The sequence below is a fragment of the Filimonas zeae genome (assembly GCF_014641615.1).
Taxonomy (GTDB): domain Bacteria; phylum Bacteroidota; class Bacteroidia; order Chitinophagales; family Chitinophagaceae; genus Filimonas; species Filimonas zeae.
In genome coordinates, this window is record NZ_BMIB01000006.1 from 227,296 (window position 1) to 239,768 (window position 12,473).

A 12,473-nucleotide genomic window follows, 5' to 3' on the forward strand; every position below is an offset into this window, starting at 1 on the left:
TTTAGTCTACAGAAACAGTTTAAAATACGCCCATACAAAAGGGGTAGCCAGCACCAGCGAATCGAAACGGTCTAAAAAACCACCGTGCCCCGGCATAAAGCTGCCGCTATCCTTTACGCCTGCCATACGCTTCAGCTTACTTTCCAGCAAATCACCCGACGTACCTATTACAGCAGCAATACCGGAGATAACCAACAGGGAGGTAATATCCTTTAAACCACAATAATACCCCACTACGGTTACTGTTACAATGGCAAGAATGGCACCACCACCGGTTCCCTCCCAGGTTTTCTTGGGAGAAATGGACGAAAAAGGCGTTTTACCAATAAACGAACCTACAATGTAAGCCATGGTATCATTAATCCAGATGGAAGCAATAAGTACTACGGGTATAAGCCAGCCAATATCCATTCCTGAAAGTACCCCGGAATAAGCTGCGCCCATGTTAAACAGATCAATCATCAGCCCCCAGCTTAACGATATATATACCAGCCCCAGCAGGGAATAGCCTATGTTTTTAAGCTGAAACTGTTTGCTGAACAATACTTCGGTAACCGGCAGCATTACCACAGTAATCAGCATCAGCCACCAGCCCACCTCGTGCAAGGTTACTTCCCCAATACTCCAGGCCGGAGTAGTCATCCACAACATAAACCCCCAGCCCAATGCAATAACCCCGTATTTATGAAAGGGGTTGATTTGCCGGTAATCAGCATCAATCAACCCAATCAGTTTCTGGTACTCCAGCCAGCAGCCTGCATGAATAATAGAAAAAAGCAACAGGAAAGACCAATGATTCAGGAACAGGCCCGCCAGCATAACAATAACAAATACAACTGCTGTAAGGGCTCTGGTTTTAAAGGTCTCTACGTTAAAGGCCATGCAACAAATAAAATTGATGAAGGCCAAAGGTCGTATAAAAAACCATTCTTTTACTATGGTTCAAAACCTTCGGCTATCTGCACATTTATTTTGCCTTGCACGCCTTCATCATCCGCATTTTCACCTTTTACCGCTTTGGCAAGAACGTTAAAAAAGGTAATGGCCTTGTTATGCTTTGTATCCCAATAATAGGCTTCTGTGGGTGCCACACATATTACGGATAACTCAGGATCATCCAGTCCGCCCGGAAACCATGCTTTGGCAATGGGCGACCACAACTCTTCAGCCTTCTGGCGGTTATTATCAAACAAACTGGCATCACCATACACACTCAAAAACTCTGATTTACTTTTATTAGAAAAAAAGAGCTGCACCCGCTTATCTGCCTGGATATGAAGATTTTTATCACTGCTTTTGTTGCTTAAAAACCAAAGATTGCCGGCTTCGTCTACCTGACTTACACTCATAGGGCGCGTAGATAGTGGCAGAATAGTTAGTGCTGTAGTGAAGAGGCAAATGTCTGCGCCCTCTGCAAGATGCTTTAATTTGTCGATGGCTTCCTGGTTAGACAGGTTTTCAATGTGGCTCATAGATTTTTGTTTTAAATGAAAAAACAAAGGTGCATCCCTTCTGGAATACACCTTTTATTGAATGCTTATTCCTTTTACTTTATTCTTTTCTCCTCACAGAAAAAAATGTGTTAATCAGGAAATCACCATTCCATTACTAATATAGTATAAAAGTTCGTGCCTTATATTTAAAAGCGCAAACCAGACACATACAAGGGGAATTGCGTAAGCAGATTACCGGAATGCGATGATATAAATACCCATTCTTACCCTGCCAGAAGCTGCTCCGCCACCTGCATCCCGCTTACCAGCGCCGCTTCTACGGTTCCCGTAAAAGGCCCGTCGTATAAAGCCTCCCCGGCCCAGAAAAGTGTTTCAGCAGTTGGTTGCCGCAACACACTCCATGCCTGGCGGGTATAGATAGTGGCGTAGGAATAAGAACCCAGCGTAAATGGTTCTGTAGTCCAGTTTACCGCATAAAAAGCAATAAGCAAACGATTTAGTTCCCCTTCCGGTAGCCGAAAGATATCTGACAGAGAAGCGATTGCCGCTTCTTTCAATTCTTCAGCAGTAGCATTCCGGAATTCTTCTGCGTGAAACCCACCCAGCCAGCCGGTAAGCAGAGAACGATGGTTGGGCACCTGCGTCCACCAGGTACCAACAGACCGTTGAGAAAACAGGAACTGCATGTCTGTCAGATCTTTTCCGTTCATCTGTTCATGATTCAGCCAGAATGGTTCGGCAAACTCCAGTAGCAGTTTAATAACTGCCCCCATTCCTATCTGTTGAAACGCACGTTCTTTATCCAAAACAGACGGCATAAAAGTAACAGCACCTTGTGCAGTAGCATCCGCCTGTAATACGCCCAGGGGCAATGTAATAACAGCCTGCCGGGCAATATAACTGTCACCCGTTTGTGCAGTAACTGTTACCCGCTGTGGCTGCCAGTGAATTTCCTTTACACAACATTGCATTAATACCTCAACACCTGCTGCGGTAAGCTGTTGAAACAGATAGTTAATCAGGCTGCCGTAGCCTTTGTTAATACGATATTGCGGCGCTTCATCTTCCTGCAGCCATTCGTTACGCAAGGCTAATGTACTGGCTGTGGCAGGGTTGGCAGTATCATAACCGGCAGCATAATTCATAACCCCTGTTCTGAGTTCTTCGTAAGCATCACCCGCAAAATACTGGTGTAAAAAATCAGCAAGAGGCATATCATCCTCTAAAGCACGCATCTTCTCAGCCAGCTCATTCCAACCGGGAATAAACTGATCTTCCTGCTTAAGCTGTCCTTCGTCCTCGCGCCACATACTGCCATGCACGTTGTAAAAAGTAAGTCCTGCCTCTTGCAACAGCTGCTGTGTTACAGGCATATTGCCATGTATAAACTCAGCCCCCAGTTCTATTACACCAGTGCCATCTGTGGCAGATATTGTGTGAATACGGCCACCTAAGCGATCGGCCGCTTCCAGCACTTTTACTTTTTTACCTGCTTTGGCTAACTGCCATGCAGCCATAAGGCCAGAAGCTCCGGCACCAATTACCAATACATCTATATCCATAAAATTCAGCTGCAGCAGCACCATATAGGTTCAACTGCGTAAAGAAAGTTAATTAGAGAGTCCTTTATCCAGAACGTGGCTGGCAATATCTTTTAAGTGTACCGGCACATACAATTCTACCTCTCCAAAATTAAGGTAGCTGCTGTCTTGTTTATTCAGCAGTAAAACCTGTATAAGATTTTCTTCCAGCACGCCTTTGATAATGCTGGCCTGTGTATAATCAGATAAGCGTAATAATAAAAACCACGAATTAGGTGTCATTGGTTTGTACGATTAGATGGTTGCTGTTGTGAGTGGTACGGAGCGGCTAGCCGGCTGCTTTCTTTTTTAAAGAACATCAGCAATGTAACAGTGGCCAGCAGTCCCATTACTCCAAGATACAAAGGAAAAGTGTCATTCATGGAATCATTTATCTTTTCCGGCGTTAGCTTTCCGGCCTGGCTTAACCGGTACACACTGGTAAGTGCCAGTGCATTATTGAAAAAATGCGCCCAGATGTTCAGCCATATATTGTCGCTCAGGTAAAAGAGATACCCCAGTACCATACCCAGAAACAGACGCGGTAAAAAACCATAAAAAGAAAGATGCACTGCGCTGAATAAAATGCCCGTTAACAGAATGCCTACCCAGGGCCTGCGTGTCATGCCCGTTAACACCTGCTGCAGGCAACCTCTGAAGAGCATTTCCTCCATTACAGCAGGCAATAATGCCAGCAACAGCAGTGAAATAACGAAGTCTTTAGTGGTTTTCAGGTTGGCAATGAGCATGATATCATTGTTGTAGTTATCCTCCAGCTTTTTAAAGCTCGCCGTCCACTTAACCGGCAATGGCAATGCCTGTGTAAGTTTGGCCAGGCTACCGCCCACTACTATGGCAGACAGAATAATCAGCATAGCCAGCAGCATTTGTTTGGCACTAATGCGGGTTGTAAAGCGCAGATACTGAGTAGGTTGTTTAGGCTGTATTACCCAGCCAAACACCAGCGCCGGCAAACCCAGCGAAAAAAAAGCGCCCACACTTTGGGTAACCCGGGCTACTTCCGGAGAACCTGAAAGCAGCGAAGCAGCGCTGATATGAAACACGGAGGCCAGCGCCAGAAAAATAAACTGTACCACCACCAGCCCGGTACCGAATAAAACGAATAAAATGGCCAACTGGGTTACGTAATTGTTTCGCTGTATATAATCCATGCTTTAAAATATAGATCGTAATTTTGCAAATTTACGTGTAACAGAGAGTATTCTACCATGGTGAGTATTGGAGATATTGTTTTACCGGATTTTCCGCTGCTACTGGCGCCCATGGAAGACGTGAGCGATCCGCCTTTCCGCGCAGTTTGTAAAGAAAATGGCGCAGATCTGATGTATACAGAATTCATTAGCAGTGAAGGTCTTATACGCGATGCCATTAAAAGCAGGCAGAAGCTGGATATTTTTGATTACGAGCGCCCTATAGGCATTCAGATATTTGGCGGCGATGAAGAAGCCATGGCACTCAGCGCCCGCATTGTGGCAGCCACCAACCCCGACCTGGTGGATATAAACTTTGGATGCCCGGTTAAAAAAGTAGTGAGTAAAGGAGCAGGTGCCGGTGTGCTGAAAGATATTGATCTGATGGTGCGGCTTACCAGTGCGGTAGTACGCGCAACTGACAAACCGGTTACAGTCAAAACCCGTTTGGGCTGGGATGAAAGTTCTATCAATATTGAAGAGGTTGCAGAACGCTTACAGGATGTGGGCATTAAAGCCCTTTCTGTTCACGGCCGTACACGCGCTCAGATGTACCGCGGCCATGCAGACTGGACACTGATTGGCAAGGTGAAGAACAATCCGCGTATTAAGATTCCTATTTTTGGAAACGGCGATATTGACACCCCGGAAAAAGCGTTGGAATACAAGAACCGCTATGGCATAGATGGCATTATGATAGGCCGTGCAGCCATAGGTTACCCCTGGATATTTAATGAAATAAAGCATTTTTTACAAACAGGTACTCACGCCGCCGCTCCTACTGTTCAGCAAAGAGCAGATGCCATCAGAAAACATTTGCATAAGGCAGTGGATTGGAAAGGAGAGATAGTGGGCATACTGGAAATGCGCCGGCATTACACCAACTATCTCAAAGGGTTTCCGCATATTAAAGAATTCCGCAATCAGCTGGTAACCGTTAAATCAGTGGCTGAGATTGAAGAGATTCTGGGACAGATTGTAACGCGCTATGAAGGCTTTGTGCCGGAGCGTAAAATAGCTTCGTTTCCGGAAGAGCAAGGCTGTTCCTGCTAGTTCTTCTTCAGCAGCATTACATATTTTACCATTTGCTCTGCATCTGCCTCACTTAACTGCGGATGCGGAGTCATGGGAATTTCACCCCATACCCCCTGACCACCTTTTATAATTTTACGGGCCAGTTGCTTTACGGTGGAGTCATTGTTTTCGTACTTGTTGGCTACTTCCCTGTAAGAAGGCCCCAGTACTTTATCATCAATCTTATGGCAGCTTAAACAATCACTTTTGCCAATAAGCGCAAGCCCTTTCTGGTAATCAGGATTACTGCTCAGGTCATTTTCCGGCGGGGTGGTTGCTTTACCTGCTTCGTTCTGCTGTCCTTGTCCGCACGCTGCCATTACCACAACAATGGCAGCAGTGATGAGATACTGCTTTCTCAAAATAAAATAGTTTGTCCGCCGCAAAATTAAGGAGCGTAACTTGTAACTATAAATACTTTTATGCAACACGCTTCGCTATTGTACATGCAGCAGTATTTTAACAGTGGGGCAACCCGCAGCCTGCAGTTTAGAAAAGCACAGCTGACAAAGCTTTTGCAGGCCATCCGGGACTATGAACCCCGGATTTGTGAAGCACTTTATAAAGACCTTCATAAATCTCCTGAAGAAGCGTATACTACCGAAATAGGTATTCTGTATGCAGAAATAAAATACATGCTCCGGCATTTGAAAAACTGGGCTAAACCCAAGCGGGTATCTACCCCCCTGGCCCTGCTGCCTTCTTCCAGTAAAATATTACGCGATCCGCTGGGCGTTTGTCTTATTATAGCCCCGTGGAACTATCCTTTTCAATTACTGATGGCTCCGCTGGCTGGTGCTATAGCAGGTGGCAACTGCATAGTGCTAAAGCCTTCTGAAATAGCACCACATACAGCTGCACTGGCAGAGGAAATGATTAAAGCCATTTTTCCCGACAACTACATTCATGTAGTGCAGGGCGATGGCAAAGAGGTAGTAACAACACTGATGAACACTATCCGCTTTGACCATGTGTTTTTTACAGGCAGTATTTCTACCGGTAAGGCAATTGCGCAACAGGCAGCCGGTCAGTTGATTCCCGTTACACTGGAGCTGGGTGGCAAAAGCCCCTGTATTGTAGATGAAACGGCCAACCTGAAAACAGCAGCGGCCCGCATTATATGGGGAAAGTTTACCAATGCCGGGCAAACCTGCGTGGCGCCTGATTATGTGCTGGTACATGCCTCTCAGAAAACAGCATTAACAAACGCCATGCAGGCCGCTATACAGCAGTATTACACCAGCAATCCGCTTACTTCGTACGACTATGGCAGAATTATTAATGAAAAACGTTTTGACACACTGCAATCCTTTCTGCAACATGGCACCATTATAACCGGAGGCCAGACAGACCGTGAACAACTTTATATTGCCCCCACACTACTGGAAGATATACAAAGTGCATCGCCATTGATGCAGGAGGAAATATTCGGGCCACTGCTTCCTGTTATAACATACCACACAAAAGAAGAAGCACTTGCTTTTATACAACAACACCCCCATCCATTATCTCTGTATATATTCAGCACTAACACTCAAACGCAGCAATATTATACACAACACCTGGCATTTGGTGGCGGCTGTATTAATAATACGCTCATGCACCTGGGCAATCCCTCCCTTCCTTTTGGCGGTGTGGCAGGCAGCGGCATGGGGCAATATCATGGTAAATACAGTTTCGATACCTTTACGCGGCCCAAAGCTGTTTTAAAAACAGCTATCTGGCCCGATCCGTCCATTAAGTATCCACCTTATAAAGGCAAACTTGGTTTGCTTAAATGGCTGTTAAAATAAATTACGTTTATGAATAGTAAACAACCCAAACTGCGCAGGCTTTACCCGCTTCTGATGAAGCTTACCCGTTTATTCGGTGTATATAACCGTGTTCAACACAATACATCCCAGGTAAAACCAGTTAAGTCGTTTTACCATTTGCAGGCTACGCAAAACAATGGCCAGCAAATATTAATGCAGCAATACCAGGGTAAAAAAGTACTGATTGTAAATACTGCATCCCAATGTGGCTATACCATGCAATACGGGCAGTTGCAGCAACTGCATCTGCAATACCCTCAGCTGGTAATACTGGGCTTTCCTGCCAATGACTTTAAAGAGCAGGAGCAGGGAAACGACAATGATATAGCACAGTTTTGCGAGATTAATTTTGGTGTAACTTTTCCGTTGATGAAAAAAAGTACGGTGGTTAAAACCGGACAGCAAAATGAAGTTTTCCGTTGGCTGAGTAACCGTACGGAGAATGGGTGGAATAATGTGGCTCCTGAATGGAACTTCAGCAAATATCTGATAAATGAGCAAGGGCAGCTACAAGGTTATTTCGGCTCGTCTGTATCGCCTTTAAGCAACACACTTATAAAGGCAATAAAAGAATAATTATTTTCACCATGCTTACCAGAACAGATATTGAAAAGTACTTTACATGGGAAAAGCATACGGCATTAGCTTTTCTTATTACAGGAGTTGTTTTGCTTGCGGGTGCTGTAGTGTGCTGGTTATTCAGTAAACAGCCCTTCTGGAAAGGAGCGGCCTTGCCGGCACTTATAACAGGCTTTGTTTTGATAAGTTCCTGTTATCCGGTATACAAAAAAAATGATGAACAACGCATCAGCCATGTATATGCGCTGGACATGAATCCTGATTTGCTGACACAAAAAGAGCTGCCGCGGATGCAAGCTGCCGCAGCAAAGCTGAAATGGCTGCGTATAGCAGAGGCCGTATTGGTGGCAACAGGCATTGCGCTTTTGCTGCTATACAGGCTACAGCCCGGCAAAGCTTTCTGGTATGGGCTGTGGTGTTCTCTTGCTATTATGGCGGCAGTATTACTTGTTACCGATACCTTTGCAGCACAACGGTTGGCCAGGTATACCCGGCAACTACATACTTTATCTCAGCACTAATGTTACCACACGACGATATATATTTTATGCAGCATGCTTTGAAAGAAGCGCAGCTGGCTTTTGATGCAGAAGAAGTGCCCGTAGGCGCCGTAGTAGTGATTAACAATAAAATTATTTCCCGGGGCCATAATCAGGTCGAACGCCTGAACGACCCCACAGCACACGCAGAAATTATTGCATTAACCTCTGCTTTTAATTATATAGGCGCCAAATACCTGCCCGATGCTACCCTTTATGTAACAGTAGAACCCTGCCTTATGTGTTGCGGGGCATTATACTGGAGTAAAACAGGACGTATTGTGTATGGAGCAAGTGATGAAAAAAACGGTTACCGCCGGTTTACTGATCCTGCTGCTACATATGAAAGCGCACCTTTTCACCCTAAAACGGAAATAGTAAGGGGCGTTATGTCGGCAGAATGCGCCTGGCTTATGCAGTCTTTCTTCCGCGCCAGAAGAAAGTAACGATAACAGCCAATGGAATTTGGTATGATACCCCATCTGGCAATAAATTTGTTGCAACTTAGACCTCGTTCTTTTAATAATCATTAAATCAATAATTATGGCATTTACCTTACCGGCACTTCCATATGCACATGAAGCTCTGGAACCCCATATCGACACTCTTACCATGCAGATACACCACGGCAAGCACCATCAGGCTTATGTAGATAACCTGAACAAAGCTATCGCAGGTACAGAGCATGAGAGCAAGAGCCTGGAAGATCTGGTGAAAAGCGCAGGTGCAATTTCTCCTGCTGTACGTAACAACGGTGGTGGCCATTGGAACCACACTTTCTTCTGGGAAACTTTAGCTCCAAACGCTGGTGGCGCTCCTACAGGTGAACTGGCTGAAGCTATCAATGCAGCATTCGGTTCATTTGATGCATTCAAAGAAAAACTGAATGCAGCAGGCACTACCCGTTTTGGTAGCGGCTGGGCATGGTTACTGGTAAAAGACGGTAAGCTGGAAGTAAGCTCTACCCCTAACCAGGACAACCCGTTAATGGATGTTGCTGAAGTAAAAGGTACTCCTTTACTGGGTGTTGATGTGTGGGAACATGCTTATTACCTGAAGTATCAGAACCGTCGTCCTGAGTACCTGGGTGCTTTCTGGAACGTGGTAAACTGGACCAAAGTAGCGGAGCGCTTCACTGCTGCCAAATAAAAAACGGCAAAGCCTCTAAATAATTTTTAATTTCAGGTCCGGCAGCGTAATGTTGCCGGACTTTTTTATTCAACCTAATCTTCAACTAATAACGATTACAATGATGCTCAAAAAGACATTGTTAGGCCTGATGCCACTTGCTATGCTGGCTGCATGCGGTGGCGGCCCGGAAAAGAAAGTACTTGTGATGGCCAAAGGCACTATTAAACACACCGAAAACAGCATTACTGTTACAGATGGCAGCGGTTATTCTGAAGTGGAAGTAACCCTGAAAGGCAACGATAAACAAACCATTGACGCTACAGGCCCTAATGGTAAAGTAAGTATAGAAGTGAAAGACCCCGGCTTTTACGTGCTGAGCCTGAGAGCAGATACGGTGGTAGGTAGCTACCAGAAGCTTTCTGCGGATGGTGCAGGCGGCAAAATGATTTCGCAGGATGATCTGAAAGCGAAAATTGACAGTCTGCAAAAATTAACTACCGGTGCTAATGTGTCTGCTGCCAGCCGCAACTTTCTGGTAGCAACTAACCAGCTGGTAAAAGTGAGCGACAATGCTAATGCCCGTATTTACGGCCCTTTCCACAAAGTTCCTGATGTAATTGAGCCTTCTAAAGATGGCAAAGAAGTAGAAATCTACAAATTCTCTACTAACAATGAAGTACGCGAACTGATTGGCAAGCTAGAAAAAATGACCCAGGCAAAGCCAGCGGAAACAAAAAAATAACGTGACACGTGAAACGTTGGGTGTGAATTAGTTACGCCCAACGTTTTTTATACACTTAAGGAACCGGATCATAACCACTTCCGCCGCCAGGCCGGCAGCTTGCAATACGTTTAATAGCCAGCACCATTCCCTTTATTATTCCATGTTTTTTCAGCGCTTCTGCAGCATATTGCGAGCAGGTAGGTGTATAACGGCACTTGTTGGGGCCCAGCGCAGGAGAAATTATGTATTGATACACGCGTATAAGACCTATAAACGGGTAACTAAGTAGCCGTAGCATCCACTTCATGTAATTCCTTTATTAAGCGACGAATAACTACCGGCATCTTCTGATGCAGTAACTCCTGATCTGGCAGTACTTTATCTATATACAACAGAAAAACCGCCAGCGGCTTCTGCTGCTCCAGCAAATATTGCTGAAGTGGTGCAGCATGCAAACGGTACGACTCCCGCATCAGCCGCTTAATACGGTTACGGTGTACTGCTCTTTTAAAATGGCGGGTGCCGGCGCCCACACCTGTTTGCAGAGAATAACCGACTATCTCTGGCTGGTAAAACACCACTTTTACAGGAAATACCAGAAAGCTTTTACCTTGCTTAAACACCGCCTCCAGCGTTTTGCGGCTCTTTAGTTTATCCTTTCTTCCGTATGTATAACGTTGTGTGATAAGCTGCTTTTTTTAAAGATATACCAAATACGGCAACACAAGTACAATTACCTGCTAACAAAAAAAGCTCCGCCTTACGGGGAGCTTTCAATACTATAATAGCTTTTTAATACTACTTCAGTCTTCTCTCGTCAGAAACAGTCAGTTTCTTACGGCCTTTCGCACGGCGGCTTGCCAATACTTTACGACCATTGGCTGATTCCATACGCTTACGAAAACCGTGTACAGTTTTACGACGACGTCTGTGTGGTTGAAATGTACGTTTCATTACAATAATTTTTTACTAACCCTTACAAATGAATTTCAACTTTCAGATAACAGTCACCATCACTGCCACCCGGTGAAAGGACGGCAAAGCTAGGAAATAATTCTGTTGTCAGAAAATATTAATCGTATTTTTTCATCTTGGTGAACCAGAAGTCACGGTACATTACCGTAAAGTTCACGGTAGAATAGTTTTGCTTAATCAGGTTGCTTTTGGTAGTACCATAAGAGCCCAGTTCTACGCTTAACTGGTAAGAAAGGTTGCTCTTTTTAGAGTTCATGCCCAGGCCAATAGTACCTCCAAAATTCTGCAGCTGCTCATTGTACATTCTCAGGTAAGAATTGCCATAAAAGAATCCTGCCTGTAAAAAGTATTTCTCAAAGAAAAGACCGCTGGGCGTATTGTTATATCCGGGCAGGGACTGCTGTGCAGAGTATTCAAAACCAATGGAATAGCGATCGCTGTTTACCAGCCGATAGCTTAAGCCAGTATAATTTAAGGCGTTCCAGTTCTGGCGCTGATAATCAGCTGCAAGCATGAATTTGCGGTTGTAGTTGATAGAACCACCTACTGTATAGGAAACAGGCAAATAAAAGCTACCATCACCCAGGTCTTTATCAGAAACTACTGTAGATGAACCGTTTACAACAGTAACATAATTAGTAGTGTTTAACCGGGTTTTGTTGGAAGCAGTTGCGCCCAACGCCACCTTCAGCTTTTCAGAAATTTTACCGTTATACTGTAATCCACCTTTAAACAGAACATTACGCATATAGCGGTCGCTGGTGGTAGAAATAGTAGATCCGGTAAGCTCAGAAGCGTCCAGCGTTTCTACCTGTTGCATATTTCCAAAAATATATCCGGCCTCAACACCCACTGCCAGATTTTTATTTACCTGGAAGGCATTGGCAAAATAAGCCTTGTTTAAACCACCGGAGCCTTTATAATAGGCGCCCATGTTATACTGCAGATCGCCCACTACACCTTTGGTAGTAAGGAAAGAGTAGTTGCTGCTGCTGTAGGGCAACAAGCCAATGCTGGCACCCCACCAGGGTTTTACTTTGGCAGCCACAGCCAGTTTGGCTACCTGCAAATCAGTAGAAGTTCCGGTAGTAGAAGCTATAGGTTTTCCTACATAGTTCACCGCTTTAAAACGACCGGTCATTTCAAAAGCAAAAAACTTATCCTGCAGTTTTACATACGAAGCCGGATTGGAATGGTACATAAAGCGGAAAGACGAAAGGCTTACGCCTGTATTAGCCATACCGGCAGAACGGTCAAGAGAACCGGATTCTATATCGCCTATGCCAATTACAGAGTATGGCGAAGCATTGGTTTGTCCAATACTCTTATTTGCCACACCGGCCAGTAATGCGCAAAAAAATATTTTTGATACTTGCTTCATTAGTAGTATTG

The 12,473-nt window shown here is 44.8% G+C and carries 17 protein-coding genes; 7 read left to right on the top strand and 10 right to left on the bottom strand.

The window, feature by feature from the left end; all coding sequences use genetic code 11:
- Window positions 1–6 precede the first annotated feature (6 nt).
- The 5 genes from IEY13_RS27055 to IEY13_RS27075 all read right to left on the bottom strand — a co-directional run bounded on the left by IEY13_RS27055 (window position 7) and on the right by IEY13_RS27075 (window position 4,206).
- On the bottom strand, window positions 7–882 hold the full coding sequence (locus IEY13_RS27055; RefSeq protein WP_188958384.1) for a phosphatidate cytidylyltransferase: 876 nt from the start codon (window positions 880–882) through the stop codon (window positions 7–9).
- Between the two features lie 53 nt (window positions 883–935).
- On the bottom strand, window positions 936–1,472 hold the full coding sequence (locus IEY13_RS27060) for a pyridoxamine 5'-phosphate oxidase family protein (RefSeq protein ID WP_188958386.1): 537 nt from the start codon (window positions 1,470–1,472) through the stop codon (window positions 936–938).
- Window positions 1,473–1,717: 245 nt separating this feature from the next.
- On the bottom strand, window positions 1,718–3,040 hold the full coding sequence (locus IEY13_RS27065) for a flavin monoamine oxidase family protein (RefSeq protein WP_188958388.1): 1,323 nt from the start codon (window positions 3,038–3,040) through the stop codon (window positions 1,718–1,720).
- Between the two features lie 24 nt (window positions 3,041–3,064).
- A complete protein-coding gene (locus tag IEY13_RS27070) occupies window positions 3,065–3,277 on the bottom strand; it encodes a putative signal transducing protein (RefSeq protein WP_188958390.1) in 213 nt (70 codons plus the stop codon).
- Entirely contained in the window at window positions 3,274–4,206 is a 933-nt protein-coding gene (locus IEY13_RS27075; RefSeq protein ID WP_188958392.1) for a CPBP family intramembrane glutamic endopeptidase, read from the bottom strand. Before IEY13_RS27075 ends, IEY13_RS27070 begins: the two co-directional genes overlap by 4 nt.
- 57 nt (window positions 4,207–4,263) lie before the next feature.
- Between IEY13_RS27075 and dusB the strand changes: the two genes are divergently transcribed.
- Window positions 4,264–5,298, top strand: a complete 1,035-nt coding sequence (dusB, locus tag IEY13_RS27080; protein WP_188958394.1) for a tRNA dihydrouridine synthase DusB — start codon at window positions 4,264–4,266, stop codon at window positions 5,296–5,298.
- On the opposite strand, the gene IEY13_RS27085 is transcribed toward dusB, so the two are convergent.
- Window positions 5,295–5,681 (bottom strand): c-type cytochrome, encoded by a 387-nt coding sequence (locus IEY13_RS27085; protein ID WP_229688038.1) that lies wholly within the window; start codon window positions 5,679–5,681, stop codon window positions 5,295–5,297. The two genes, dusB and IEY13_RS27085, sit on opposite strands and share 4 nt — an antisense overlap.
- A 60-nt stretch (window positions 5,682–5,741) precedes the next feature.
- Between IEY13_RS27085 and IEY13_RS27090 the strand changes: the two genes are divergently transcribed.
- The 6 genes from IEY13_RS27090 (at window position 5,742) to IEY13_RS27115 (ending at window position 10,124) form a co-directional block, all read left to right on the top strand.
- Window positions 5,742–7,112, top strand: a complete 1,371-nt coding sequence (locus tag IEY13_RS27090; RefSeq protein ID WP_188958396.1) for an aldehyde dehydrogenase — start codon at window positions 5,742–5,744, stop codon at window positions 7,110–7,112.
- Between the two features lie 9 nt (window positions 7,113–7,121).
- Window positions 7,122–7,709 (top strand): glutathione peroxidase, encoded by a 588-nt coding sequence (locus IEY13_RS27095; protein ID WP_188958398.1) that lies wholly within the window; start codon window positions 7,122–7,124, stop codon window positions 7,707–7,709.
- Between the two features lie 11 nt (window positions 7,710–7,720).
- Window positions 7,721–8,233, top strand: a complete 513-nt coding sequence (locus tag IEY13_RS27100; protein WP_188958400.1) for a hypothetical protein — start codon at window positions 7,721–7,723, stop codon at window positions 8,231–8,233.
- Entirely contained in the window at window positions 8,233–8,697 is a 465-nt protein-coding gene (locus IEY13_RS27105) for a nucleoside deaminase (protein WP_188958402.1), read from the top strand. Before IEY13_RS27100 ends, IEY13_RS27105 begins: the two co-directional genes overlap by 1 nt.
- A 97-nt stretch (window positions 8,698–8,794) precedes the next feature.
- Window positions 8,795–9,400, top strand: coding sequence for a superoxide dismutase (locus IEY13_RS27110; RefSeq protein WP_188958404.1), 606 nt, complete (start codon window positions 8,795–8,797; stop codon window positions 9,398–9,400).
- Between the two features lie 100 nt (window positions 9,401–9,500).
- Window positions 9,501–10,124, top strand: a complete 624-nt coding sequence (locus IEY13_RS27115; RefSeq protein WP_188958406.1) for a hypothetical protein — start codon at window positions 9,501–9,503, stop codon at window positions 10,122–10,124.
- Window positions 10,125–10,179: 55 nt separating this feature from the next.
- Here the strand turns inward: IEY13_RS27115 and yidD are convergent, their stop codons facing one another.
- From yidD to bamG, 4 genes are all read right to left on the bottom strand, one after another.
- The gene (gene yidD / locus IEY13_RS27120) at window positions 10,180–10,413 is read right to left on the bottom strand and encodes a membrane protein insertion efficiency factor YidD (protein WP_188958408.1); all 234 of its coding nucleotides are present in this window, start codon (window positions 10,411–10,413) and stop codon (window positions 10,180–10,182) included.
- A complete protein-coding gene (locus IEY13_RS27125; protein ID WP_262891998.1) occupies window positions 10,388–10,792 on the bottom strand; it encodes a ribonuclease P protein component in 405 nt (134 codons plus the stop codon). The genes yidD and IEY13_RS27125 overlap by 26 nt, the downstream gene beginning before the upstream one ends.
- Window positions 10,793–10,904: 112 nt before the next feature.
- Complete coding sequence (rpmH, locus tag IEY13_RS27130) at window positions 10,905–11,060, bottom strand: 50S ribosomal protein L34 (protein ID WP_188958412.1); 156 nt, start codon at window positions 11,058–11,060, stop codon at window positions 10,905–10,907.
- Between the two features lie 118 nt (window positions 11,061–11,178).
- Window positions 11,179–12,462: a BamG family beta-barrel-assembly machinery protein gene (bamG, locus tag IEY13_RS27135; protein ID WP_188958414.1), complete on the bottom strand. Its 1,284-nt coding sequence runs from the start codon at window positions 12,460–12,462 to the stop codon at window positions 11,179–11,181.
- Between the last annotated feature and the right edge of the window lie 11 nt (window positions 12,463–12,473).

Bases quoted from the DNA above. Each gene is read 5' to 3' on its own strand.
- IEY13_RS27055 (WP_188958384.1), bottom strand. From the start codon at position 882: ATGGCCTTTAACGTAGAGACCTTTAAAACCAGAGCCCTTACAGCAGTT.
- IEY13_RS27060 (WP_188958386.1), bottom strand. From the start codon at position 1,472: ATGAGCCACATTGAAAACCTGTCTAACCAGGAAGCCATCGACAAATTA.
- IEY13_RS27065 (WP_188958388.1), bottom strand. From the start codon at position 3,040: ATGGTGCTGCTGCAGCTGAATTTTATGGATATAGATGTATTGGTAATT.
- IEY13_RS27070 (WP_188958390.1), bottom strand. From the start codon at position 3,277: ATGACACCTAATTCGTGGTTTTTATTATTACGCTTATCTGATTATACA.
- IEY13_RS27075 (WP_188958392.1), bottom strand. From the start codon at position 4,206: ATGGATTATATACAGCGAAACAATTACGTAACCCAGTTGGCCATTTTA.
- dusB (WP_188958394.1), top strand. From the start codon at position 4,264: ATGGTGAGTATTGGAGATATTGTTTTACCGGATTTTCCGCTGCTACTG.
- IEY13_RS27090 (WP_188958396.1), top strand. From the start codon at position 5,742: ATGCAACACGCTTCGCTATTGTACATGCAGCAGTATTTTAACAGTGGG.
- IEY13_RS27095 (WP_188958398.1), top strand. From the start codon at position 7,122: ATGAATAGTAAACAACCCAAACTGCGCAGGCTTTACCCGCTTCTGATG.
- IEY13_RS27100 (WP_188958400.1), top strand. From the start codon at position 7,721: ATGCTTACCAGAACAGATATTGAAAAGTACTTTACATGGGAAAAGCAT.
- IEY13_RS27105 (WP_188958402.1), top strand. From the start codon at position 8,233: ATGTTACCACACGACGATATATATTTTATGCAGCATGCTTTGAAAGAA.
- IEY13_RS27110 (WP_188958404.1), top strand. From the start codon at position 8,795: ATGGCATTTACCTTACCGGCACTTCCATATGCACATGAAGCTCTGGAA.
- IEY13_RS27115 (WP_188958406.1), top strand. From the start codon at position 9,501: ATGATGCTCAAAAAGACATTGTTAGGCCTGATGCCACTTGCTATGCTG.
- yidD (WP_188958408.1), bottom strand. From the start codon at position 10,413: ATGAAGTGGATGCTACGGCTACTTAGTTACCCGTTTATAGGTCTTATA.
- rpmH (WP_188958412.1), bottom strand. From the start codon at position 11,060: ATGAAACGTACATTTCAACCACACAGACGTCGTCGTAAAACTGTACAC.
- bamG (WP_188958414.1), bottom strand. From the start codon at position 12,462: ATGAAGCAAGTATCAAAAATATTTTTTTGCGCATTACTGGCCGGTGTG.